The 24,393-nt window shown below is 66.8% G+C and carries 19 protein-coding genes; 10 read left to right on the top strand and 9 right to left on the bottom strand.

Annotation, left to right across the window (positions count from 1 at the left end):
* Positions 1-3 precede the first annotated feature (3 nt).
* The 6 genes from fepB to HW090_RS13050 all read left to right on the top strand — a co-directional run bounded on the left by fepB (position 4) and on the right by HW090_RS13050 (position 6,268).
* The gene (gene fepB, locus HW090_RS13025; RefSeq protein WP_179113929.1) at positions 4-930 is read left to right on the top strand and encodes a Fe2+-enterobactin ABC transporter substrate-binding protein; all 927 of its coding nucleotides are present in this window, start codon (positions 4-6) and stop codon (positions 928-930) included.
* 14 nt (positions 931-944) lie between these two features.
* On the top strand, positions 945-1,955 hold the full coding sequence (locus HW090_RS13030) for an iron ABC transporter permease (protein ID WP_179113930.1): 1,011 nt from the start codon (positions 945-947) through the stop codon (positions 1,953-1,955).
* Entirely contained in the window at positions 1,952-2,995 is a 1,044-nt protein-coding gene (locus HW090_RS13035; protein WP_179113931.1) for an iron chelate uptake ABC transporter family permease subunit, read from the top strand. Before HW090_RS13030 ends, HW090_RS13035 begins: the two co-directional genes overlap by 4 nt.
* Positions 2,996-3,010: 15 nt before the next feature.
* Complete coding sequence (locus tag HW090_RS13040; RefSeq protein WP_179113932.1) at positions 3,011-3,868, top strand: ABC transporter ATP-binding protein; 858 nt, start codon at positions 3,011-3,013, stop codon at positions 3,866-3,868.
* Positions 3,869-3,874: 6 nt separating this feature from the next.
* Entirely contained in the window at positions 3,875-5,179 is a 1,305-nt protein-coding gene (locus tag HW090_RS13045; RefSeq protein WP_179113933.1) for an NtaA/DmoA family FMN-dependent monooxygenase, read from the top strand.
* Between the two features lie 138 nt (positions 5,180-5,317).
* Positions 5,318-6,268: an Rpn family recombination-promoting nuclease/putative transposase gene (locus HW090_RS13050; protein ID WP_179113934.1), complete on the top strand. Its 951-nt coding sequence runs from the start codon at positions 5,318-5,320 to the stop codon at positions 6,266-6,268.
* A 49-nt stretch (positions 6,269-6,317) separates the two neighbouring features.
* Here HW090_RS13050 and recD read toward each other — a convergent pair whose 3' ends face one another.
* From recD to HW090_RS13070, 4 genes are all read right to left on the bottom strand, one after another.
* Positions 6,318-8,357, bottom strand: a complete 2,040-nt coding sequence (gene recD / locus HW090_RS13055) for an exodeoxyribonuclease V subunit alpha (RefSeq protein ID WP_179113935.1) — start codon at positions 8,355-8,357, stop codon at positions 6,318-6,320.
* Positions 8,354-12,001, bottom strand: a complete 3,648-nt coding sequence (gene recB, locus HW090_RS13060; protein WP_179113937.1) for an exodeoxyribonuclease V subunit beta — start codon at positions 11,999-12,001, stop codon at positions 8,354-8,356. Before recB ends, recD begins: the two co-directional genes overlap by 4 nt.
* Positions 11,998-15,423 carry an exodeoxyribonuclease V subunit gamma gene (recC, locus tag HW090_RS13065; RefSeq protein WP_179113938.1) on the bottom strand — a complete coding sequence of 1,142 codons (3,426 nt, stop codon included), beginning with the start codon at positions 15,421-15,423 and terminating at the stop codon, positions 11,998-12,000. The genes recB and recC overlap by 4 nt, the downstream gene beginning before the upstream one ends.
* A gap of 61 nt (positions 15,424-15,484) precedes the next feature.
* On the bottom strand, positions 15,485-16,201 hold the full coding sequence (locus tag HW090_RS13070) for a murein L,D-transpeptidase catalytic domain family protein (protein ID WP_179113939.1): 717 nt from the start codon (positions 16,199-16,201) through the stop codon (positions 15,485-15,487).
* 270 nt (positions 16,202-16,471) lie between these two features.
* On the opposite strand from HW090_RS13070, the gene HW090_RS13075 reads away from it, so the two are divergent.
* Genes HW090_RS13075 through HW090_RS13085 form a run of 3 tightly spaced genes read left to right on the top strand, consistent with a single transcriptional unit; the run spans position 16,472 to position 18,823 of the window.
* Positions 16,472-17,467 (top strand): peptidase U32 family protein, encoded by a 996-nt coding sequence (locus HW090_RS13075; protein WP_179113940.1) that lies wholly within the window; start codon positions 16,472-16,474, stop codon positions 17,465-17,467.
* Between the two features lie 7 nt (positions 17,468-17,474).
* Positions 17,475-18,362: a U32 family peptidase gene (locus HW090_RS13080; protein WP_179113941.1), complete on the top strand. Its 888-nt coding sequence runs from the start codon at positions 17,475-17,477 to the stop codon at positions 18,360-18,362.
* On the top strand, positions 18,359-18,823 hold the full coding sequence (locus tag HW090_RS13085) for an SCP2 domain-containing protein (protein ID WP_179113942.1): 465 nt from the start codon (positions 18,359-18,361) through the stop codon (positions 18,821-18,823). The genes HW090_RS13080 and HW090_RS13085 overlap by 4 nt, the downstream gene beginning before the upstream one ends.
* Before the next feature lie 8 nt (positions 18,824-18,831).
* On the opposite strand, the gene HW090_RS13090 is transcribed toward HW090_RS13085, so the two are convergent.
* The 4 genes from HW090_RS13090 to HW090_RS13105 all read right to left on the bottom strand — a co-directional run bounded on the left by HW090_RS13090 (position 18,832) and on the right by HW090_RS13105 (position 21,735).
* Positions 18,832-19,239 (bottom strand): putative zinc-binding protein, encoded by a 408-nt coding sequence (locus HW090_RS13090; RefSeq protein WP_179113943.1) that lies wholly within the window; start codon positions 19,237-19,239, stop codon positions 18,832-18,834.
* An 80-nt stretch (positions 19,240-19,319) separates the two neighbouring features.
* Positions 19,320-19,955, bottom strand: coding sequence for a LuxR C-terminal-related transcriptional regulator (locus HW090_RS13095; RefSeq protein ID WP_179113944.1), 636 nt, complete (start codon positions 19,953-19,955; stop codon positions 19,320-19,322).
* 288 nt (positions 19,956-20,243) lie between these two features.
* The gene (gene ppa / locus HW090_RS13100; protein WP_179113945.1) at positions 20,244-20,771 is read right to left on the bottom strand and encodes an inorganic diphosphatase; all 528 of its coding nucleotides are present in this window, start codon (positions 20,769-20,771) and stop codon (positions 20,244-20,246) included.
* Positions 20,772-20,916: 145 nt separating this feature from the next.
* Positions 20,917-21,735, bottom strand: a complete 819-nt coding sequence (locus tag HW090_RS13105) for a zinc-dependent peptidase (RefSeq protein WP_179113946.1) — start codon at positions 21,733-21,735, stop codon at positions 20,917-20,919.
* A gap of 353 nt (positions 21,736-22,088) precedes the next feature.
* Between HW090_RS13105 and HW090_RS13110 the strand changes: the two genes are divergently transcribed.
* Positions 22,089-22,682 carry a PDZ domain-containing protein gene (locus tag HW090_RS13110; RefSeq protein WP_179113947.1) on the top strand — a complete coding sequence of 198 codons (594 nt, stop codon included), beginning with the start codon at positions 22,089-22,091 and terminating at the stop codon, positions 22,680-22,682.
* Between the two features lie 55 nt (positions 22,683-22,737).
* Here HW090_RS13110 and HW090_RS13115 read toward each other — a convergent pair whose 3' ends face one another.
* Positions 22,738-24,390 carry a ShlB/FhaC/HecB family hemolysin secretion/activation protein gene (locus tag HW090_RS13115; protein WP_179113948.1) on the bottom strand — a complete coding sequence of 551 codons (1,653 nt, stop codon included), beginning with the start codon at positions 24,388-24,390 and terminating at the stop codon, positions 22,738-22,740.
* Positions 24,391-24,393: the final 3 nt, after the last annotated feature.

The raw sequence follows: 24,393 nt of genomic DNA on the forward strand, positions 1-24,393 counted from the left end.
GCGATGCGAGCGAAGGGATACGCCCTGTTGCTGGCCCTGTTACTGACAAGCCTGCCGGTTTGGGCCGAAGAGGGCTGGCCGCGCCGCTTTGATAACGCAGATGGCAGCGTGACCGAGATCGTCCGCCAGCCCGCCCGCATCCTGTCCACTTCGGTCACGGTCAGCGGTACGCTGCTGGCCATGGACGCACCTGTGGTTGCCAGCGCTTCGGCGGCCAATGGGCGTTTCTTCACCCACTGGCAGGCCGTGGCCCAGGCGCGCGGTGTGGAGAATGTCTGGCCCGCCGCCAGCATCGACCTGGAGGCTGCCTATGCGGTCCAGCCGGACCTGATCGTGGTGTCCGCCAGCGGCGCCGATTCGGCGCTGGAGCAACTGGCCGAGCTGCGCGCCATCGCGCCGACCATCATCGTCGACTACGGCGGCCAGGACTGGCAGGCGCTGGCCACCCTTCTCGGGCGAGCCACCGGCATGGAACGGCAGGCGCAGGCGCGGATCGAGTCGTTCGACCGCTATGTCGCCGAGGTGCGTGGCGAACTTCGCCTGCCGTCGGGCGAGGTCAATATCATCAGCTTCAACGGGCCGGGCACCAACAACCCGGTCGCCACCGCCACGGGCGTGCATGCACGGCTGTTCAGCGCGCTGGGCATGCACATCGAGTCTCCCGCTGCGGCCTGGCATGCTGGTGCCGGCAAGCCGGGTGACTTCGTCTGGGCACCGTACGAGCATCTGTTGCAACTGCGCGCGCCGACCACCTTTCTGCTGCGCGGCGGCGAGGAGCGGGTGGCGGCGTTTCTCGGCGACCCCATGCTGGCGAACCTGCCGTCGGTGCGCAGCGGACAGGTCTATGCGCTTGGCGAGAGTTCGTTCCGTATCGACTACTACAGCGCCCGCGAACTGGTCGAGCGTATCCGCGAGCGTTTCGGCGAATGAGCGCAAGACTTGCCATGGCACAGACTATGGGCCGCTGGCGTGCCGTCGGCCTGGTGCCGTGGCTGGCACTGTTGATCGTGCTGATACCGCTCAGTGTCTGCATCGGCACCCGCTGGATTGCACCGGGGGTGGCCTGGGAAGCACTGGTCGCCTTCGACCCTGGCAACGATGAGCACCTGCTGGTGCGCCACCTGCGTCTGCCGCGCACGCTGCTGGCGCTGCTGGTCGGCTGCGCCCTGGGCGTGGCCGGGGTGGTCATGCAGGCGCTGACGCGCAACCCGCTGGCCGACCCTGGCCTGCTTGGGGTGAATGCCGGCGCCGCGCTCGGTGTGGTCGTGGCGGTGGCGTTCTTCGGTGTGCTCGACGTGGCCGGCCATCTGTTCTTCGGCATGTCCGGCGCTGCGTTGGCTGGGGTGGCGGTCTACCTGCTCGGCGGCCTGCGCCAGAGCATCGACCCGGTGCGCGTGGTGCTGGCCGGCGCGGCGCTGTCGGTGGTGCTGCTGGCGCTGACCCAGATCATTACCCTGAACAGCGACGAGGCGGTGTTCGACCAGTTCCGCCATTGGGCCGTCGGTTCTCTACAGGGGCGTGGTCATGCCGTGTTGGTGCCCGTTTCGTTGTTGGTGGTGGCCGGCCTGTTATTGGCGCTGGGGTTGGCCAGGGTGCTGGATACCCTGGCCCTCGGCGATGACCTGGGCAAGGCCCTGGGTGCCAATCCTCCGCTGGTCTGGGCACTGGCCGCGCTGGTTATCGTCGGCCTGGCCGGTACTGCCACAGCGGCGGCCGGGCCGATCAGCTTCGTCGGCCTGACGGCGCCGCACCTGGCGCGTTTTCTCTGCGGCGCCAACCATCGCCGGGTGTTGCCCTGCGCGATGTTGCTGTCAGCGACGCTGTTGCTGCTGGCCGACTGCCTTGGCCGGGTGGTGGCGCCGCCGGGCGAGGTCGGTGTGGGTATCATGGTGGCGCTGCTCGGCGGGCCGTTCTTCGTCGTGCTGGTGCGCCGGCGCCGGATCGTGCAGCTATGAACGGGCCTGGGCGCGACTCGATCGTCTGGCGCCGGGGTGGCCTGTCCCTCCTGCTGCGGCCGAGGCCATTGCTGGTGGGGACGCTGCTGCTGTTGGTGACGCTGGTCTGCGCACTGCTGGCGCTGAGCCAGGGACGCAGTGGGTTGACCCTGTGGCAGGTGCTCGATGCGCTGTTCGGGCAGGGTGGCGGCGTCGAACAGCGGCTGGTGCTGAACATTCGCCTGCCGCGGGTGCTGACGGCGATTTTCGTTGGTGCGGCGTTGGGCGCTTCGGGTGCCATCTTCCAGTCGATTTCGCGCAATCCGCTGGGCTCGCCGGACATCATCGGCTTCACCACGGGGGCGGCGAGCGGGGCGATCATGCAGATCGTGCTGTTCGGCCAGGGCGGGCTGGCCGTGGCCCTGGCTGCTATTGGCGGTGGGTTGCTGACGGCTGTGCTGGTCTACCTGCTGTCGTTGCGTGGCGGTACGGTCGGTGGCTACCGCCTGGTGCTGGTCGGTATCGGCGTCGGCTCGGTGCTCACGGCGCTGAACGGGCTGCTGTTGGTGCGTGGCAACCTGGACAACGCGGTGATGGCCAACCTGTGGTTGGCCGGCTCGCTGAACGCCAGGAGCTGGCTGCACGTCTGGCCGGTGTTGGGCGGCACGTTGCTGCTGGTGCCCCTGGCAGCGCTGTCGGCGCGACGCCTGAGCATGATCGAGATGGGCGACGACCTGGCGCACCAGCTTGGTATCGCCGTCGAGCGCACCCGCCTGCTGATGGTTGCCTACGCCGTGCTGCTGGCGGCGCTGGCCACCGCCGCCGCCGGGCCGATTGCCTTCGTTGCCCTGGCTGCGCCGCAACTGGCGGCACGCCTGAACGGTTCGCGCAGCCTGCCGCTGCTCGGTGCGGCGCTGATGGGGGCCTGCCTGCTGGTGACGGCGGACCTGATCATCCAGATGCTGCCCCTGCACATGACCCTGCCGATCGGGCGGGTGACCGGCATGCTCGGCGGCCTTTATCTGCTCTGGCTGTTGGGCCGGGGCCGACGTACGCGATGACTGGCGGGAGATGCCATGCATGAATTGAACAAGCCGCTGCCTCCGGTAACGGCTACCGATGACCTCCCGCAGGCGGCCCTGAGTGCGCAGGCACTGTGCCTGGCCTACGAGGGGCGGCGCATCGCCAGTGACCTGAGCCTGGATATCCCGCGTGGGCGGATCACGGTGATCGTCGGGCCGAACGCCTGTGGCAAGTCGACCCTGTTACGGGCCCTGTCCCGCCTGCTGGTGCCGGAGTCCGGCCAGGTACTGCTCGACGGGCGCGACATCCACCGCTATGGCTCTCGGGAAGTGGCACGGCGCCTCGGCCTGTTGCCGCAGTCAGCGCTGGCGCCCCATGGCATCTGCGTGGCCGACCTGGTCGCGCGCGGACGCTTCGCCCACCAGAGTCTGCTGCGCCAGTGGTCGCGCGAGGATGAGCGGGCGGTGCGCGAAGCCATGCAACAGGCCCAGGTCGAGTCACTGGCCGAGCGGCCGGTGGACGAGCTGTCCGGCGGCCAGCGACAGCGGGTCTGGCTGGCCATGGCGCTGGCCCAGGAAACCCCGCTGATGCTGCTCGACGAGCCGACCACCTACCTGGATATCGCGCACCAGTTGGAAGTGCTGGAGCTGTGCCGGCGCCTCAACCGCGACAGCGGGCGAACCCTGGTGATGGTGTTGCATGACCTCAACCAGGCGGCGCGCTACGCCGACCATATCATCGCCATGCGCGATGGCCGGGTGCTTGCCAGCGGCCCGCCGCGGACGGTGCTCACCCCGCAACTGATCGAACGGGTGTTCGCCATTCGTTGCCTGGTCATCGACGACCCGATCACCGCGACGCCCATGCTGGTGCCGATCGCCAGCAGCCGGACACTGGACGCACAGGAGTAAACCCCCATGACGCAACTCTGCATCGGCCTGTCGCTGGCCACCACCTGGCTGAGCGGCAATGGCTGGCGCCTCCCCGACAGCCGGGTCGAGTCTATCCACGACAGCGATTTCTACATCGACATCGCGAAGCGCGCCGAGCGGGCGAAACTGGATTTCCTGTTCCGTCCGGATTCGCTGTTCATCGATTCGGCGGCACTGGAGCACTCGCCAGGCTTCAGCAGCCTCGACCCGACCCTGCTGCTGGCCGCCATCGCTCGCGAGACCTCGCACATCGGGCTGGTCTCGACGGCATCGACCACCTTCAACGCACCCTATGCGGTGGCCCGCCAGATCCAGTCGCTGAACTGGCTCAGCCGAGGGCGCGCGGGTTGGAATATCGTCACCGCGCTGGATGGCAATCGCAATTTCGGCGAGCACCACATGCCCTCGTCCGAGCAGCGCTATGCCAAGGCCCGGGAATTCACCGAGGTGGTGCAACGGCTATGGGACAGCTACCCCCATGCCTCGTTGCTGCATGATCGCGAAACCGGGCGCTATGCCGACGCTGCCCAGGTGCGGCCGATCGACCATCAGGGACAGTTCTTCGATGTACAGGGGCCGCTGGGCCTGCCGGCCCATCCAGCACGCATCCCGTTGCTGCAGGCGGGCGCCTCGGATGTTGGGCGTGATTTCTCGGCGCGGGTCGCTGACGCGGTATTTGCCGCCACGCCGGATATCGCGGCGGGGGTCGAGCTGCGCCAGGACCTGCGCCAGCGTGCCCAGCGCCATGGCCGTCAGCCGGGCGATATCCGCGTACTGCCCGGGCTGAGCCTGTTCCTCGGCGAGACTGCCGCGCAGGCCCGCGAACTCTACCGGCAGACCCATGCGCAGCAAAATCTGGGGCGCCGCTATGACTTTATCCAGGAGGCGCTGGGGCTGGACGTCCGGCAATTGCCACAGGACCTGCGCCTGACCGCACAGATGCTGCCCGATCCACCGCGCCAGGTGCGCAGCCGCACCCATGCCGACCTGCTGCGGCGCCTGGTCATCCGCGAGCAACCGAGCGTGGCCGAGCTGCTGGCGCGTCCGGAAGTCGCCGGCTCCGCGCACTGGATCGTCGTCGGCACGGCGGCGGATGCCGTCGAGGAGATCGTCCAGCGCCACCAGGCGGGCGCCATCGACGGCTTCGTCGCCTTGCCGGGGGGCGCCTTGCAGTCGCTGCACTTGTGCCTCGACGAACTGGTGCCGGCGCTGGTGGAGCGCGGGCTGTTCCGTCGCGACTACAGCGGCTCGACGTTCGCCGAGCATTTGGGATTGGGGGCAGTGCGCTAGGCGTTTATCCCAAGGGCGCGCGGTTCGGTACGACAAGCAGTTCTCCCTGCAATCGCCAGAAATGCGGGGCGCATCACAGCAGCGAAATCGCGAAGCTGCCAGCATCCCAGCCTGTGCACATCGCCCAGGACCAGGGACATGGCCCAGTATCACGACGTCGGCTACAAGCTGCTGTTTTCCAACCCAGAGTTCGTTCGCGACCTGCTACTCGGTTTCGTGCCCCATGAGTGGGTCGGCCAGGTGGATTTCTCCACCCTGGAAATGCTCAACGGGCATTACGTCAGCGAGGATATGCAGGGCCGCCATGAGGACATGGTGTGGCGACTGCGGTTGGGGCGTGAAGACTGGGTCTATCTGTACCTGCTGCTGGAGTTCCAGTCCACACCGGACCGCTTCATGGCGCTGCGTCTGCTGAGCTATGTCGGGTTGTTCTGGCAGCAACTGGAGAAACAGGGACAACTGACCCGTGACGGACGGTTGCCGCCGGTGTTGCCGCTGGTGCTCTACAACGGCCTGCGTCCCTGGCCCCATTCCACTCGCCTTGGCGATCTGTGCCATCCCGCTCCCGCCGGACTGCAGGCGTTCCAGCCGCGCTTCGAGTACCTGCTGATCGATGAAAACCGCTACCCGGACAGCGAGCTGAGTGGACGGCAGAATCTGGTGGCCATGCTGATGCGGCTGGAGCAGGCACAGACACCACAGGTGATGAAAGCCGCCATCGACGAGCTGCGTGGCTGGCTGGTACTCGATGACCAGACGTCCTTGCGCCGCAATATCATCCGATGGATCATCGGACTGGTCCGCCGCCGGACGTCGAGCGGGCGTATTCCACCCCTGAGCAACTTGCTGGAGGTAAGCACCATGTTGGCGGAACGTACGGAAACCTGGAGCGAGCGCTGGCTGCAGGAAGGCATGGAGAAGGGCCAGGCGGTGTTGTTGCAACACCTGCTGAACAAGCGTTTCGGACCATTGCCGGAGTGGGCGGTGCGGCGGGTCGAGGAAGCCAATGTGGAGCAGATTGGCGTGTGGGCCGAAGCGATCTTCGATGCGCAGAGCCTGGACGAGTTGTTGGGGGCGGGCGAAGCGTAGCGCGTCACACAAAGAAAAGAGACTGCGCAGCCCAGCGTGGGCGAGGGAGCTACTCCCCCAGCGCCCTCAGCAGGCCGCTGCGTCTTTCCACCGCCCGGCGGGTGGCCTGGTCGAAGACGCTTTCGCGCTGTTCGATCAGGCTGAAGTGCGTACGGGCGCGGGTGATGGCGGTGTAGAGCAATTCCTTGGTCAGTACCGGGTTGAGGCGTTCCGGCAATAGCAGCGCGGTGTGCTGGAATTCCGAGCCCTGGGATTTGTGTACGGTCATGGCGAACACGGTGTCCACCGCGTTCAGGCGGCTGGGCAGGATATAGCGCAGACCGGCCTCGCCGTCGTTGCGTGGGAAGGCCACGCGCAGCACCTGGCGTGGCGCCTGGCCGGGCTGGGGATCGGCCTCGGGCAGGCGCAGGGCGATGCCGATGTCGCCGTTCATCAGGCCCAGGCCGTAGTCGTTGTGGGTCATCAGTACCGGGCGGCCTTCGTACCAGGGTGTGCTGGCGTCGAGCAGGCCGCGCCGGCTCAGGGCCTGGGCGATGCGCAGGTTGAGTCCTTCCACGCCCCAATCGCCACGGCGGATGGCGCACAGCAGGCGGAACCCATCGAAGGCTTGCAGCACGCCGCTGGCCCAGCGCTGCCAGGCCGGGTCGTCCGCCGTCAGGGTCGGCTCCGGTCGCGTCTCATGCAGCACCTGTAGATAGTGGGCGTAGCCCTTGGCCTGGCCGTGGCCGTCCAGCAGCAGGCGCTCCAGGGCTGGGTCCTGGGCGCTGCGCAGGCGCAGGCGGTGCAGGTCGTCGTGGCGTTCGCGCAGGATGGCGCGGGCCTGTTCGGCATCGCGGCGGTTGACCGCCCTGGCCAGTTGGCCGATACCTGAGTCTTCGCCGAAGCGCCGCGAGTGGCGCAGCATCACCGTGTGTTGTGCCAGCGGGTAGTGCTGAACGTCGCCAGGCAGCAGGTCGTCGGCGTCCAGTGGCGCGCCGCCCTGGGCTTCCAGCCAGGCCTGGGTCGACGGGGCGTAGCGGCCCTGTTCGGCGTCGCGGCAGAGGTCGCCGAGCAGGGCGCCGGCTTCCACCGAGGCCAACTGGTCCTTGTCGCCCAGCAGGATCAGCCGCGCCCGGGTCGGCAGCGCCGCCAGCAGGCGGTCCATCATTTCCAGGTCGATCATCGAGGCTTCGTCCACCACCAGCACATCCAGCGCCAGCGGGTTGCCGGCATGGTGGCGGAAGTGACGGCTGCCCGGCAGGCTGCCGAGCAGGCGGTGCAGGGTGGTGACCTGGGTGGGAATGGCCTGGCGCACCGCCGTGTCGACTGCCAGCCCGGCGACCTGGCCGCCGATGGATTCGGTCAGCCGCGCCGCCGCCTTGCCGGTCGGTGCGGCCAGGGCGATGCGCAGCGGCTGGCCGAGGTCCAGCGCGCTTTCCTGCAGCAAGGCCAGCAGGCGTACTACGGTGGTGGTCTTGCCGGTGCCGGGGCCGCCGGTGACCAGTGTGAAACTGCCACGGGTGGCCAGGGCGCAAGCGAGCTTCTGCCAGTCGCTGTGGTGTGCGCCAGGGGCTTGCGGGAACAGCCGTTGCAGGCGTTGCGGCAAGTCCTGCGGGATCGGCTGTGCGGTCGCCAGCCGGGCGCTGATGGCGCGGGCCACTCTCTGTTCGTAGGTCCAGTAGCGGCGCAGGTAGAGGCTGTGGCCGTCGAGTACCAGCGGGGTGTCGGGCGGGCCATCCGCTGGGGCGACCAGTGGGCTGGCAGCCAGTGCCTGGCGCCAGTGTTCCACGTCCAGGTCGGCCAGTTGCCGCGAGGGCAGCAGGGCGCCGCCCTGTTCGCCTTCGGGGGGCAGCGCCAGGGCGAAATCCGGGTCGGCCAGGGTGGCGCGTAAATCCAGGCAGACGTGCCCGTGGCCGAGCTGGTGGCTGGCCAGCGCCGCCGCCAACAACAGCAGCGGCGAGGCGTCCGCCTGCAGCTCGGCGAGCAGCGCTGCCAGGGCGCGGTCCAGTTCGCGCAGCCAGCCGCTGGCGACCCAGGCGTCGAGCAGCGCGAGCAGTTCGCCAGTGTCGTCCAGGGCGCTCGGTTCCAGGTCCAGGCGGGTCTGTTTCATGGCTCGTACTCCACCGGCTGGCCCTGGAACAGGCGGTCCAGGTGTTCGATCAATTGACGTGGCGGCCGTGCCAGCAGCACGCCATGGCTGGCTGATTGGCTGCCCCGCAGAAACAGATAGAGTGCCCCGCCGATGTGCCGGTCGTAGTCGTAATCGGCCAGGCGCAGGCGTAACTGACGGTGCAGTGCCAGCAGGTAGAGGGCGTATTGCAGGTCGTAGCGGTGCTCCGCCACGGCCAATTGCATGTTGTGCAGATCGTAGGCGCTGTCGTCGTCGCCCAGCCAGTTGGATTTGTAGTCGGCGACGTAGTAGCGGCCCTGGTGTTCGAAGACCAGGTCGATAAAGCCCTTGAACATGCCGTTCAGGGTGTCCGCGCGCAGTGCCGGGCGCGGCAGCTCGGGCAATTCGTACTGGCGCACAAGGCGATCGAGCCGCTGTGCATCGACCTGCCGCGCCTCGAACCAGAACTCCATTTCGGCCTGGTAATGGCCAAGCTGACACAGGCTGGCGCTGTCGTCGTCCGCCAGGGGCAGCGGGCAGGCCAGCAGGTGCAGCAGCCAGCTGTGCAGCGGGGCGATCCATTCGGTCAAGCCACGCAACTGGCAGCGCCGGGCGATCAGATCGCGCAGCCGTTCCGGGCGTTCGACCAGACGTGCGAAGCCTTCCTGGGCGGCCATTTCCAGCAGCCCATGGAGGAAGGTGCCCGGCCCCGGCCCGCGAGGGAACGGATGCAGGCCATCGCCCTGGGGATTGGCTTGCTGCAGCGGGACGCTGCGGTCGTCGTCGCTGGCCTTTTGCTCGGCGGGGTTGTCCGGGGCGCTGTCGAGATAATCCGGCGCTTCGCTGGCACTGTCGGCCTGGCGCAGGGCGCTGTAGGAGGCGATCCACCAGTGTTCGCGGGCAGTGCGTCGGGGCGTGGGCCAGGACGGTGGCTGCCACGTCTGGCTTGGCGCCTGATAGCGCTGCGGGCTGGCATCGGGCGCCGCTTGCAACTGGATCGCTGGTGGCTGTTGCAGGGCTTCGAGGTGCGTAGCCAACGGATCGAGGGGTTCGCCGCCGCCGAGCAGGTAGCCGAACGCCGAGCGCGGCAGGCTGGACTCCTTGCGGCGACCGTCGCGCAGTTCGGCGATGCCCAGCCAGCAGGCGTGGCGTGCACGGGTCAGGGCGACGTAGAGCAGGCGCAGGTCTTCGCCCAGGCGCTCGTGTTCGGCTTGTTGCAGCTGGGCTTCATCGGGGTGCAGCAGCAGGCGTCGGCGCTCGCCGTCCTGCACCTGGAGCGGCTTGCTGGCATCCACCGGGCGGAAGGCGCAGATGAACGGCAGGAACACCAGGGGGTATTCCAGCCCCTTGGATTTGTGGATGGTCACCACCCGCACCAAGGCGTCGTCGCTTTCCAGTCGCAGGACCTGCTCATCGGCGGCCTGCCCGGTGCCGGCGAGGGATTCCGCCAGGTGACGGATCAGCGCCTGTTCGCCGTCCAGTTCGCCGGCGGCCTGTTGCAGCAGTTCGGCCAGGTGCAGCAGGTTGGTCAGCACCCGTTCGCCGTCGCTGCGCGCCATCAATCGGTGCGGCAGTTCGAAGTCCTGCAACAGGCCGCGCAGCATCGGCAGCACGCCCTGGCGCTGCCAGCGCTGGCGGTAATCGCGGAACTGCATGACGCGCTGTTCCCAGAAGCGTTCGTCGAGGTTGAGGCGTTCCAGCTCTTCCAGCGGTAGGGCCAGGGTGCGGCTGGCCAGGGCGGCGCGCAGCGGACGGTCCTGCTCGGGCTCGGCGCAGGCGCGCAGCCACAGCAGCAGGTCGCGGGCTTCCTGGCTGGCCAGTACCGAGTCCTTGTCCGACAGGTAGACGCTGCGCACACCGCGTTCGGCCAGGTGCTGGCGGATCGCCTGGGCCTCGCCGAAATCCCGCACCAGGATGGCGATATCGCTGGGGCGCAATGGCGTCAACCGGTCAGCGCCGAGGAAGCCGGCGCGGCCCTCGGCGGCGAGGTTGAGCAGGCGCACGATTTCGCTGGCGCTGGCGGCGGCCATGGCTTCGCGGTAGGCACCCTTGCCCAGCGGTTCATCGGCGGGCAGGTGCCAGAGGGTCATGGCCGGCTGCGCCCGGCCTTCCACGCTCCAGTGTTCCGAGCGGCCACGGGCCTTGATCGAGAGGAACGGCAGCGGGTTGTGCGTGCCGTCGCGGAACAGGAAGGCACCCTGGCCGCTGGCGCGCTGCTCCGCTTGTTCGAACAAGCGGTTGACCGCCGCGACCATCGGCTGGCTGGAGCGGAAGTTGGTGTCCAGGTTGTAGTGCCGGCCCTGGGTGGCGTGGCGCGCCCGCAGGTAGGTGTGGATGTCGGCGCCACGGAAGGCGTAGATCGCCTGCTTGGGGTCGCCGATCATGAACAGCCCGCTGTCCGGGCTGTTGGCCTCGACCCGGTAGATACGGTCGAAGATGCGGTATTGCAGCGGGTCGGTGTCCTGGAATTCATCGATCAGCGCCACCGGGAACTGGCGGCGGATGACCTCCGCCAGGCGCTCGCCGGATTCGCTGCGCAGCGCATCGTCGAGGCGGCTGAGCATATCGTCGAAGCCCATTTCCGCACGCTGGCGTTTTTCCTCGTCGAAGCGCCGGGCGACCTGCACGGCGGCATGGCGCAACGCTGCCTCTGCCGGATCGGCCAGGCTGGCGAGGCGCTGCGGCAGTTCGGCCATGGCGTCCAGCGCCGGATGACTGGGCGCATCGCCTTTCCAGGCTTCGGCCAGGCCGTCCGGGGTCAGGCGCTGGAAGCCGGTGCCGAGGTCGAGTTCGCTGTCGTCGCCCGAGGCCCAGGCGCGCAGTTTTTCCAGCCAGGGTTGGTAGTAACGCGCCTGCAACTTGCGTCCGTCCACCTGTTTGGCCGCGACGGCCTGCTCCAGCAAGCGCTCCAGTTCATCCGCCCAGGCCGGCCAGGGCGCCTTGAGCTGGGCCAGTTGCCGTGCCCGTTCGGCCAGGGCGTTTTCCAGTAACTGGCCCAACGGCGGTTGCGCGCCGTCGTCACGCTCGCCCAGCAGTGGACGCAGGCGCGGCAGCAGCAGGGCCGGTTGCTGCCAGTGGCCGATCACCCAGTCCAGTGCCTGGCCCTGCAACGGGTAGCAGTGCTGGCGCCAGTAGTCGCGGGTCACTTCGGCCAGCAGCTCGCTGTGGTCGGTTTCCAGGCTCTGGGTGAACAGGCTGCCGCTGTCGAAGGCGTGTTCGCGCAGCATGCGCTGGCACCAGCCGTGGATGGTGGAGATGGCGGCTTCGTCCATCCATTGCGCGGCAATCTCCAGGTTGCGCGCACAGCCGGGCCAATCCGCTTCGATGAAGTCGTCGCGCAGCTGCCGCAGCAGTGGATCGAGGTTGTCGCCGGCATCGTTGCGGAAGGCGCGGGCGGCTTCCACCAGGCGGCTGCGGATACGTTCGCGCAGTTCGCGGGTGGCGGCGTCGGTGAAGGTCACCACGAGGATTTCCGGCGGCGGCAGCGGGCGCGTGAAGGCCTGTTCGCCGCCATGACCGAGCACCAGCCGCAGGTATAGCGCGGAGATGGTGTAGGTCTTGCCGGTGCCGGCGCTGGCTTCGATCAGGCGACTGCCGTGCAGCGGGAAGCGCAGGGCCAGGGGCCGTTCGGCAGGCTGGTTCATGACGCTTCCTCCGTCTCGGCCAGGCGCTCGGGGGCGAACTCCAGCAGCGGCAGGTAGAGCCGCTGGCTCAACTCGGCGAAGCGGCCATCGGCGGCGAGGCTGGCGAAGTCCGGGTACTGGCGCGCCAGGCTGGCATCGCCGGCGACCTCGCCCTCGACCTGGAAGCCGCCTTCGTAGCATTGGCGGGCGGCGTCATCGGCCTTGTCCGGGTCTTCCTGGCCGAGCCAGGCGAAGGCGCTTTTCAGCGCCACCGGCAAGGGTTGGCACATACCCTGGCGCCAGGCCTGCAGCCAAGTGGCGAGCAGACTGCAGGCCTCGTCCACAGGCAACGGTGCGAAGCGCAGGCTGATGTCTTCCGCCACCAGGGTGGTGGTCAGCGGCAGTGCGCTGGCGCTGCCGGCGACATGGGCGACCCAGGTGCGCAGCAGCCGGTGCCATTTCAGTTGCTTGCCCTTGGCCAGGCTGCCCGGCAGCAGTTCGATGCGCTGCAGCGCGCCCTGTGCGTCCTGGCGCAGGCCGGAGAGCCAGCCGCTCAGTTGCAGGCCGTCCTGTTCGAATGACACGGGCGTGGGTGTTTCCAGCGGTGCCGACAGGCCTTCGCACAGGGCCTGGTAGCGCCGTAACTGGCCGGGCAGGGGTTGCAGCAAGTGTTCGCGCAGACGGCTGCCGAAGCCGGCCAGAGGCAGTTGCCCGCTGCGTTGCAGTTGCTCGGCCTGTGCCTCCAGCGCCTGCTGGTGATCGGGCGCGAGGCTGGCGGCTTCCAGCAACTGCTGTTGCATCTGGTAGCGTTGCAGGCCGTCGAGGGCGAAGGGCTCGCTGTCCAGTTCGGCCTGCTGCGCCTCGTCCAGATAAGCCTTGAGCCGACGGCTGAAGAAGAAGCGCACTGGCGCACGCAGGAAGCTTTGCAGGCTCTCCAGCTCCAGCGGCTGGCCCTGCGGGTAGTCGGCCAGGGGCGCGTCGAGCGGTTGCTGGGTGCCGGGCTGGTGTACGGCGGCCCATTCGTGGGCGTAGCTGAACAAAGCGCCGTCCTGTCCGAAGTAACGCCGGCTGAAGGGTTGCAGCGGGTGCTCGGTGGTCAGCGCGGCCAGCAGGTCGCTGTTGTCGGCCAGGCGCCAGCCGTTGCCCAGGTGGTCGCGCAACTGGCCGATCAGTACCGAGGGTGGACGTTCGCTGTTGTCGCGAATGCTGCGCGCGACCCAACTGACATACAGCCGGTCGCGGGCCGAGAGCAGCGCTTCCAGCAGCAGGTAGCGGTCGTCTTCACGGCGCGAACGGTCGCCGGGGCGGTAGTCGCCGGCCATCAGGTCGAAGTCCAGCGGTGCCTGGCTGCGTGGGTAGTCGCCGTCGTTCATGCCGAGCAGGCAGACCTGGCGGAAGGGGATGGCGCGCATAGGCATCAGGGTGCAGAAGTTCACCGCGCCGGCCAGGAAGCGCTGGCTCAGGCGGCTTTCGTCGAGGCTGGCGAGCCAGGCTTCACGCACCACGGTCAGTGGCAGGGGCTGCTCCAGCCGCGCCTGTTCGCAGAGTCGCAGCCAGTCGTCGAGGGCTTCCTGCAATTGCCCGAGAAGGATGTCTTCGCGCTCGTCCCGCGCCTGGAAGAAGCGCGCCAGCAACTGCCGCAGGCGCTCGCCCCAGGCCGCAGGCGTGGCCGCCTGGCGCAAGCTCTGCAGGGTGGCCTGCAACTCGTCGAGCAGGCGCACCAGCGGGCCGATCAGTGCCGCTTCCAGGCCGCCGATCTCGTCGTAGGGCTGGATGCCGGCGCAGGCACCGCTGTCGCCCATGGCATAGCCAAGCAGCATTCGCCGCAGGCCGAAGTGCCAGGTGTTCTGTTCCAGGCCGTCGCTCTGGCCGAGGCTGGCGCGGTGCCCGGCATCCAGCCCCCAGCGCACCCCGGCGCCTTCGATCCAGCGTTGCAGGGTGGGCAGGTCGCCGGCGCCGATGGCGAAGCGCTCGCGCAGCGCGGCGACGTCGAGCAGGTCGAGCACCTCGCTGACGTTCAGCCGTGTATCGGGCAGCTTGAGCAGGTGTTCCAGGGCGATCAGCAACGGATCGCGGCCACGGCGCCCCTGGTCGGCCAGGGTGAAGGGGATATGCCGTGGATCGTCGCGCCCGTACTGGCCGAACACCGCCTGGATATGCGGCGCGTAGGCGTTGATGTCGGGCACCATGACGATGATGTCGCGCGGGCGCAGCGTCGGTTCCTCGTCGAAGCGCCGCAGCAACTGGTCATGCAGGATTTCCACTTCGCGCTGGGCGCTGTGGGCCAGGTGGAAGCGCAGCGAGTGGTCCTGTCGCGGGTCGACCGGCGCCCAGTGTTCACGCGTTTCCGCCAGCGGGCGCAGGTCGAGGATGTCGCTCTGCAACTGGCCGAGCAGGTGCAGGCCGTCCGCCTCGCCGAACAGGTCGATGCGCCCGCCGAGGGCATCGAAGCGTTGCTGGTAGCTGTGCGGCTGGTCGTGCTGGTCGAGCAGGTTCATGTAGTCGCGGCCCTGCTTGCCCCAGGCTGCCAGCAGCGGGTGGGCGTGCTGGTGCAACTGGTTGTCGTCGAGTACAGCGTTCAGGCCCGGCTTGCGCTGCTGGCGACGGTATTCATGGCGCAGCAGGTCCTTGTCTTCGACGATGTCGCCCCAGTGGTGCTGGCAGGGGTTGTGCACGCACAGCAGCACCTGGCTGAAACGCGCCAGCGCCGCCAGGGCTTCGAGGGTCTGTGCTGGCAGCGAGGAAATGCCGAATACGGTGATACGCCGTGGCAGGCCTGCCGGCGCCGTTTCCAGTTCGGCCAGGCGTTCGAGGAAGCGTGGATGCACCCCGGCACGGCTGCCGGCCAGGTGTTCGGGGCCGACGTCCGCCAGCAGCGCGCGCCACAGTTCGGCCTGCCAGTGCTCGTTCGCTTGCAACGGGCGGGTGCCCTGGCGCGAGGTGCGCAACTGGTCGCGGCCTTCGGCCCAGTCGGCCAGCCAGTCGGCGCGGTAGACCTGGTACTGGTCGAACAGGTCGGCCAGGCGCTCGGCCAGTTGGTGGCGTTTGCGCAGGTCGCGGTCATCGGCGAGGAAGCGTTGCAGCGGCGCGAAGGCGGGGGCTTGCAGGAGTTCGGGCAGCAGGCGCATCAGGCGCCAGGTCAGCGGTTGCTTGTCCAGCGGCGAGTGTTCCGGCGTCTGTTCGTCGCCCAGCACACTACGGTAGGCCTGCCAGAGAAAGCGCGCCGGCAGTTCCACCTGGATCGCCGCCGCGATACCCAGGCCGTCCTCGGCGGCCAGCGCCAGTTTCAGCCACTGCGCGATGCCGTTGCTCTGCACCAGCAGCACTTCGTTTTCCAGTGGTTGCAACGGGTGGCGACGCATCCATTGCAGGGCCAGCTCGCGCAGGTCTTCCAGGTGGTTGCCGTGCACCACCATGAATCCGGGCGTCAGCGCCTGCTGCATCGGTGAAACTCCGTTTTGATCGAGTGCCGTGGCCTGAGCGGGCGAGCCCGCGCCTAGGGCGTCAACTGTCCGAGGCGTGGGCGGCGAGAATGCTGGCGACCTGCTTGGCCTCGCAATTGAGGTACAGCGAGGATTGCAGCCATTGCTGGTCCGGGTACCAGGAGAACATGAATTGCCCGCCCTTGAGGCTATCGACCACCATGCGCGCCACCTCCGGGCGTACCGCCGGGCAACCCTGGCTGCGGCCGATGCGGCCCTGGCTGGCGATCCAGGCCGGGTTCACGTAGTCGGCGGCGTGCACGACGATGGCGCGCTCGCGGGCACGGTCGTTGATGCCCGGCTCCAGGCCGTCCATGCGCAGCGAGTAGCCGTGCTTGCCGCTGTAGCTTTCGGCGGTGCGGAACAGGCCGATGCTCGACTGGTGGCTACCGACACGGTTGGAGAAGCGCGTGGCCAGGTTGTCACCGGACTTCTGCCCGTGGGCGACCAGGTCTTTCAGCAGCAGCTTTTTCTTCTGCAGGTCGAAGATCCACAGGCGGCGTTCGGAGGAGGGCAGCGAAAAGTCGATCACCGCCAGCCGCCGGGCGGGCGTGGCGCCATTGTTGACGGCGCATTGCATGGCAGCCACGGCATGGGTCAGCACCTGGCGATTCAGGGTGGGTGCCGTCTTGGCGAGGGTATCGACCAGGGGCTTGTAAGCAGGTTGGGCAGCGAAAACGGACGACGACAGGATAAGAAGCCCCGCACCGAGGCAGAGCCGTTTGAACAGGTTCGACATATATGGACCTCATAGTCCCGGGCTGGCGTTTTTCTTCTGCACAGGACCGCATGGCGAACTTACCGAGTCGGGCAAGGCGCCGTGCATTGAATAGGCAGACAAAATGAGTGGGTGGGAGTCTAGGTGCAGGATGGGTGATCCCGCAAGCCTGGCCGTCGGCCAATGGCTTGACGGCAATCAAGCCGGCGGCGGGTGATACCTCTATCGGGGAATGGGCGCGGGCGGTGGCCGGGGCCAGCCTACAGGTCGCTATCCCTTGGAGACACACCCATGCATCTAGTCTGTCCCGCAGGCAGCCTGCCTGCGCTCAAGGCGGCGCTCCGACAGGGTGCCGATGCCGTTTATGTCGGGTTTCGCGATGACACCAACGCCCGTCACTTCTCTGGGTTGAACCTGGACGAACGGCAACTGGAGACGGGCCTGCAATTGGTTCGCCAACAGGGCCGACAGCTTTATGTCGCGGTCAATACCTATGCCCAGCCCGACGGTTGGGCGCGCTGGCAGAGGGCGGTGGACCATGCCGCCGAACTGGGCGTGGATGCGCTGATCGCCGCCGACCCCGGTGTACTGGCCTATGCCAGTCGACGCCACCCCGCGCTGAACTTGCACCTGTCGGTCCAGGGCTCGGTGACCAATGCCGCGGCCCTGGCGTTCTACCAGCAGCGTTATGGCATTCGCCGGGCTGTATTGCCCCGCGTATTGTCGCTGGCTCAGGTTCGCCAGGTGGCGAACAGCAGCACCGTGCCGCTCGAAGTGTTCGCCTTCGGCAGCCTGTGCATCATGGCCGAGGGGCGCTGCCACCTGTCTTCCTACGTGACCGGCGAGTCACCCAATCTGTGCGGTGTCTGTTCGCCCGCCAGTGCGGTGCGCTGGCAGGAGGAACCGGAGGGCTTGAGTTCGCGGCTGGGCGGCGTGCTGATCGACCGTTATGCGGCAGACGAGCCGGCCGGCTATCCGACGTTGTGCAAAGGCCGCTTCATGGTCGATGGGCAGCGCTTCCACGCACTGGAGGAACCCACCAGCCTGAATACCCTGGACCTTATCGTGCAGTTGTCCGAGATCGGCATCGTCGCAGTGAAGATCGAGGGGCGGCAGCGCAGCCCGGCCTATGTCGAGCAGGTGACGAGGGTCTGGCGTGAGGCGTTGAACGCCCATGCCCAGTGGGGCGATGCCTTTGCCGTCGAGGAAAGCTGGCGCAGGGCGCTGGACGGGCTCTCGGAAGGGAGCCAGACGACCCTGGGGGCTTACCACCGGTCCTGGCAGTGAGGTGCCTATGAAACTGAGTCTTGGACCGGTCCTGTTCTACTGGAGCCGGAGAAAACTGCTGGATTTCTATGCCGAGATGGCCGAACAGCCGCTCGATATCATTTACCTGGGTGAAACCGTCTGTTCCAAGCGCCGGGCCATGCAACTGGGCGACTGGTTGGGTCTGGCGCGTGAGTTGGGTAGCTGTAGCCAGGCCGAGCGGGTGCTGTCGGGGCTGGCGCTGGTGGAGGCCGCGTCCGAGTTGTCGAGTCTCAAGCGCCTGTGCGAGAACGGCGAATTGCGGGTGGAAGCCAATGATATGGCAGCCGTGCAACTCCTCAGTGAGCGCCGTTGCCCCTTCGTCGCCGGGCCTGCGCTCAATCTGTATAACGCCTACGCCTTGCGCGAGCTGATCGACTGTGGCTTGCAGCGCTGGGTTCCGCCTGTGGAGTGCTCCGGGGCGTTACTGCGGAGTTGTCTGCGCCAGCTCGACGGGTTGGGTGTGCCGCGGCCGGAGGTCGAGCTGTTTGCCTATGGTCATCTGCCCCTGGCTTATTCCGCGCGCTGCTTCACGGCGCGTGCCGAGAATCGCCCCAAGGATGACTGCCAGTTCTGCTGCCAGCACTATGCCGAGGGCATGTCGATGTCGAGCCAGGAGGGTGAGCCGCTGTTCACCCTCAATGGCATCCAGACCATGTCGGCGGGTATCAGCAACCTGCTTGCCGACTATCCCTCCATCGCGGACTGCGGTGTGGATGTGCTGCGCCTGAGTCCGCGCAGCGAGGGCATGGCCGAGGTGATCCGCGATTATGCGGCCGTGTGCGCTGGCGCGTTGCCGCCGATGGCGGTCAGTGGCTGCAATGGCTACTGGCATGGGCGTCCGGGCATGGCCACGGTGGAGGCGATGGGATCATGACGGTGGCGTACTGGATATTGAAACTGGGTGGCGCGGTATTGCCGCTGGGGCGGCATGTGCCGTTCGCTTGCCAGCGCACGCTTATCGAGTCGGTGGTGGCACGGGTGTTCGCCGAGCCTGTAGCCGAGGGTGCTTTCGATCTTCTGCAGGGGCGCTGGCTGCGGCTGGAGGTCAGCGATCTCGGTCTGGCCTGGTGCCTGGGCTTCGATGGCGCGCGGCTGCGTCTGGTCGCTCATGCCGCAGAGGATGCCTGCATCCGTGGGTGCTGGCAGGACTTTCTGTTGTTGGCCAGTCGCCAGGAAGACCCGGACACGCTCTTCTTCCGGCGGCGCCTGGTGATAGAAGGCGATACCGAACTGGGGCTCGGCATGAAGAATCTGCTCGACAGCCTCGATCCGGAGCGGTTGCCGGTTTGGCTATGGCGGTTGCTACGGGCGGTGGGTGAGCAGGCGAAGTCGTGAGCAGGTTCTCAGTCGTCAGCGACCAGTCGCGGTAGAGGGAAGGGCGCCTGCATGCGGTCGCTGGCCAATAGCGTCACGACTTCCTGGTAAACCTGCTCGACCGTTTCGCCGGAGAAATCTTCGCCGTAGCGTTTCTTCAAGCCGAGTTCACTGAGAATCATGTGCTGGCTGGCCTTGACGCCATGCTGGTCGAGGCAGCCGCGCACGCACTGCAGGCGGCAGCCGTCTATGGCCAAGATGGCCCTGCCACTGGAGGCCTTGTTGACCAGCGAGGCCACGCGGCCACCGACCCCGGCGATGCAGGACATCTCTGCCAGTCCGGCGCGGTCCAGGCGCACAGCCAGGCTATTGGCCAGTTGGGCCACGTTGGAGCATCCGGAGCAGGAATAGACCAGTGGAAGTTTCGGGTTGTGCATGGAGCGCTCCTGTATGGCGAGGCCATGAGCGAGGGGGAAGGTTCGACACACCGGGTGTCTGGACGGGGCGCGCGACCCGGTCAGGGCGGGTGCTCCCGCGCCCATAGCGCGGCTTCCACCCGTGAGCGCAGGCCGAGCTTGTGCATCAGGTTCTTCATATGGACTTTCACCGTTCCCTCGGTGATGCCCAGCCGGTTGCCGACCATCTTGTTGCTCAGGCCTGCCGACACCATCTTCAGCACTTGTCGCTCACGCCCGGTCAACCTGGCCGGACTACCCGGCGGCCTGCGCAGGGCCTCGGCCAGCAAGACGAGCAGCGAAGGGGCGATCACCGGTTTGCCCCGCAGCAATTCATGTATGCGGGCGATCAGTTGTTCCGGCTCCTGGTCCTTCAGCAGGATGCCATCCGCGCCAAGTCGCATGGCATCCTGGACGTCATGCCCGCTGGCCGACCCGCTGAACAGCAGGATCTTGCCGGCGAAGGCCTGGTCGCGCAGCTTGCCGAGTGTCTCCAGGCCAGGGTGGTGGGGTGGGTCGCTGCCCAGCACGATCAGGTCGGGTGCCAGCCTCATGGCCAGTGCACAGGCTTGCATGCCGGGACAGGCTTCGCCCACGACCCGGAAGCCGACCTTCTGCTCGACGAGCTGACGCAGCCCCAGCCGCATCATCGGTTGCTCGTCGACCAGCAGAAGGTTGTGCACGTGCGTGCCTTTCATGTGCATGCCTCACGGCGTGGTGAACACTGAAAGTCCGGTTAGGACCACTACCGGATGCTATGGAGGCGAGTGGCTGCTCTCCCATGATCAGGGTCAAGAAACCACGGCGGAGGCGGTTTGCGGAAGATCGCGGGCAGGCTTTCGGGGACGCATCATGACGGCAGCAAGCCCGAAGGATCGAGGGACTGCCGGGCGGCGTCGTGTGAATGTGGGGAGGGAGCAGGAGGCGGGGGAAGCGGGGTGTTGCGAGGGTGAAGAAGGTGGCGGCCATGGGCCGCCACCGACAGCTTACTTCTGGTAGGCCGCGACGGCCTTGGTGATGGCTGCGCGGGCTTCGTCGGCACCGCCCCAGCCTTCTACCTTGACCCACTTGCCTTTTTCGAGGTCCTTGTAGTTCTCGAAGAAGTGCTTGATCTGTTCGATCAGCAGCGGCGGCAGGTCGGTGTACTCCTGCACGTCCTTGTAGATGGTGGTCAGCTTGTCATGCGGGACCGCGACCAGCTTGGCGTCGCCGCCGGCTTCGTCGGTCATGTGCAGGATGCCGACCGGACGGGCGCGGACGACCGAACCAGGGGCTACCGGGTAAGGCGTGACGACCAGAACGTCGAGCGGGTCGCCGTCATCGGCCAGGGTGTGGGGGATGAAGCCGTAGTTGGCCGGGTAGAACATCGGGGTCGCCATGAAACGGTCGACGAACAGCGAGTCGGTGTCGTGATCGATTTCATATTTAATCGGCGCGTGGTTGGCCGGGATCTCGATGGCGACGTAGATGTCGTTTGGCAGGTCTTTACCCGCCGGGATCTTGCTGTAGCTCATGGGGTTGCTCCGTGTTCGGCCAGTGGCCGGGGGCGAAAATTCGGGCGCGATTATAGGTCGAATCCGCTGCCTTTTCCATGACGGCAGTGGCCGCCTGGGCGGCTGCAAGGCCGGCGTGAGGTATACGAACTGTGGGCGTCGCGCTTTAACCCGCGTTGTCGGCGTACGCCGGATGACGCTGGCGCAGGTGATTCAGGCGCGCCAGCGGGTCCTGCCGGTAGAAACCGCGAAGCTGAGCGTAGACCTCGGGAAACGCCTGCTCCAGCAGGTCGGGCGCACAGAAGAAATACTCGCTGGTGACGGCGAAGAACTCCGCCGGGTTTTCCGCCGCGTAAGGGTCGATCGGGGTGTGGGCATGGGGGTTGTGGTCCAGCGTGGCATTCATCGCGTCATAGGCGGCCTGCATCACCCGGGCCCATTCCTCTATATGCATATCGCCGTGCAAGGGCGGCAAGCCATTGGCGTCACCGTTGAGCATGTCCAGCTTGTGCGCCAGTTCGTGGATCACCAGGTTGTATCCCTCCCAGCCACCGCTCTCCTGCACGCCGGGCCAGGCCAGTATCACCGGCCCCTGCAGCCAGGCCTCGCCGCTGTGCTCCGCATCCCATTCGTGCTCGACGCCGCTTGGGTCCCGGTATTTCTGCGGGCTGAGAAAGTCCTCCGGGTAGATCAGTACTTCATGGAAACCCTGGTACCACTCCAGCGCTTCCGACAGCGCCAGTAACGGCAGCTCGGCCATGACCGCCAGGCGCAGCCGGTCCAGCGGCTCCAGGGTGACGTCGGGCAATGGGGTCAGGCGCTTGGCGTGCAGGAAGAGCACGGCGCGTTCCCGCAACAGTTGCAGGTCCTGCTCATCCAGGCCATCCAGTATCGGCAGGCTATCGAATACTTGGTTCCACAGTTCGGGAGCGATAGGGTAGCGCTTCAACAAACGCTGGCGCCGCCAGGCACGAAATGACCACATGGAAATGCACTGCCACAGAATCGGATCGCGGATTGTAAGCCAGTAGACGTGCCTGTTTCACATCGACCGCCAGGGCCGGCGCCGCAATGGCGTCGGCTACGCCACGGATCGGCTTGAACACTGGGCCTGGCATCCATCTGAGTCCCTGGGCAGTGCGCTTGAAGCAGCCTTGCGCCCATCAGGTCGAGTCAATGTCGCGGGTGGGCTGGCTGGGCCTTTGGTGCCCTGAAAACACCGCGCGACTGCCCGTATTTCCTGAGCGTATGATCATCATGGCCATTTGCCGTGCTCCAGCGCGAGGCGCTGGGTACACGTTCGGATTACTTCCCGCGGAGCACCTTCCCAGACCGCTGGTGCGTGACCTGGGTATGCCGGACGGGCATGGCGTCCTGATAACGAGAATCGCGGTGGATAGCGCTGCTGCAATGGCGGGGTTGAAGGCAGTCGACGTGATTCAATCGGTTGACGGCCAGGTGTTCGACCAGACCAATCAACTGATGAGCTACCTGACGTCGCGCAAGGCTGGTGCGGTGGTTGAGCTGAAGGTATGGCGCGGCCAGAGGAGCATCCCTCTGACGGCCACTTTAAAAGGCACTGCCGCCGCCCTTGCGGCTCCCGCACCCGGTAGCGAGATCTACTGCTATGCCACCGCGTTCCCGCAGTTTCCTGCAATAGGCGGTAGCGTCTATTGGCAAAGTACCCCTTTCGCGCTGCCCGGTGCGACCCGCAACAACGCCAACGAGCAGGGGAAAATCGTTGGTCAGCAGTTCAAGCAGTATCTGATCAGCCAAGGCATGGGTGCCAAGACGGTTGAAGCCGCCTTCGGCATTTGTGCCAATGGGCTCGCGAACGCTGCAAACAGCCTTCAAGCAACCGAGTCCGCTCGCACCCTCAGCGCGTTCACATCGACAGGCTCGGCTGGCGTCACGATCAACTGGGCTCCCTGATTACCTGCCCACGATCTCGCGAGCAGGTAATCAATGAGCGCCCGCGAGCAGGTTGTTAGAAGAACCGCACCACCTGCGCCCACACCCGCGGGCTGCGGTCGACGTCGCTCTGCGGGTCATCGTTACCCAGCTTCCACGCCGCTACGGCGTTGACCTGCCAGCCGTACGCGGCCCAGCGTGCGCCTACGCCCGCCGCCGACAGACTGCGGTGGTTCTCGCCCGTGCTCCAGGTGTCCTTGTTCAGGCGCACCTCGCCGTGGTCGGCGAAGGTGCTGAGTTGCCAGGCATCGGTCAGCGCGTAGCGCAGTTCCAGGTTGGCTAGCCAACCCTGGTCGCCGCTCGCCTCGCCCTGCGGATAGGCCCGCACGCCATAGGCGCCACCGAGGCTGATCTTCTCCGAGCTGTCCAGGTTGCCGTCGGCCCACTGGCCTTGCAGTTGGGTGTACAGGCTGAAGCGGTCGCTCAGGCGTTGCAGGCGCACCAGGCTCGGGTTGATCTTGTGGAAGCGGCCCTGGGTGCCGGCCGTCTGCTTATCGATGGTCTGATTCTGCGTCCCGTCGATATTCAGGCTGCCCTGGCTCCAGGCCAGGGCGAAGCTGTTCACACCGCCGCCGAACAGGTTGTCGCGGCTGTTGCCGTTGAGGGTGGCGATGACCACGCGTGAGCGCTTGTCGCTCTTGCTGGTGAACAGGTCGATGTCGTCCTTCAGGCGCTTGTCGTCGAATTGCAGTTGCGCATAGAGGGAGAAATCCCGGCTGCGCAGCAGCGGCTGGCTCGCGAACAGGCTGGTGATGCGCGCATTGCCGTGGGCCTTGAGGTCATCGAAGTCCTTGGCCAGTTCGTAGTCCATGTCCGAGTACGCCACGCCGACCTGGGTGGCCCAGGGGCCAATCGGCAACTGGTAGGCGATGCGGCCGTACTTCTGGTCTTCATCCGAGCCCATGGCGCGTATGGACAGGCGATCGCCGAGGCCCAGCGGGCTGTTGAGGTTGAGCGTGCCGCCCAGGCGGTACTCGCCGGTGAAGCGGTTGCCGTAGTTGTCGGCGTCGACCGAGCCGGACAGCAGCGGGCCGGGCTGCACGTTTACCAGCAGGTCGGTGGCGCCGACCGATGCACCTGGCTTGAGGGTGGATTTAACTTCCACCCCGGGCGTGTCGGACAGCAACAGCAGGCTGCGTTCCAGCGACTCGGCGCGTACCGCATCGCCCGGCTTGAGCGCCGCGAGCGGTGCCAGGGCCGCACCTGAAACCCGCGAAGTGTTGTTCAGGCCAACCTCGCCGTAGCGACCTTCCATCACGGCGATCTGCACCACGCCACCGTCGATTTCCTGCGCGGGGATATAGGCCCGTGCCAGTGGGTAGCCGAGTTCGCGGTAGGCACGGGTGATGCGGTTGGCGCCGGCCTGCAATTCGCCGAGGGAAACCGTACGGCCTTGCAGGTCGCCCAGCAGGGACAACAGCGCGTCGCTGGCGATGACGCTGTTGCCTTGCAGGGTGAAGCTGTTGACCTGCAGGCTCGGCCCGCCAGCTTTCGCCTCGGTCGAGGGCGCATCGGGCAGGTTCAGTTCCAGGCGCTGCTTGCCTGGCAATTGCAGCGGACGTTGGTCGATGGTCTGTTGCGACTGGCCGGCGTCCGGCAGGGTAGCCGCCATTATCGACAGCGACAGCAGGGAAAGGGTGCCGCCAATCAAGGGATAAACGAAACGCATGGA

Origin of the sequence: Pseudomonas sp. ABC1 (assembly GCF_013395055.1) — a bacterium.
Lineage (GTDB): Bacteria > Pseudomonadota > Gammaproteobacteria > Pseudomonadales > Pseudomonadaceae > Stutzerimonas.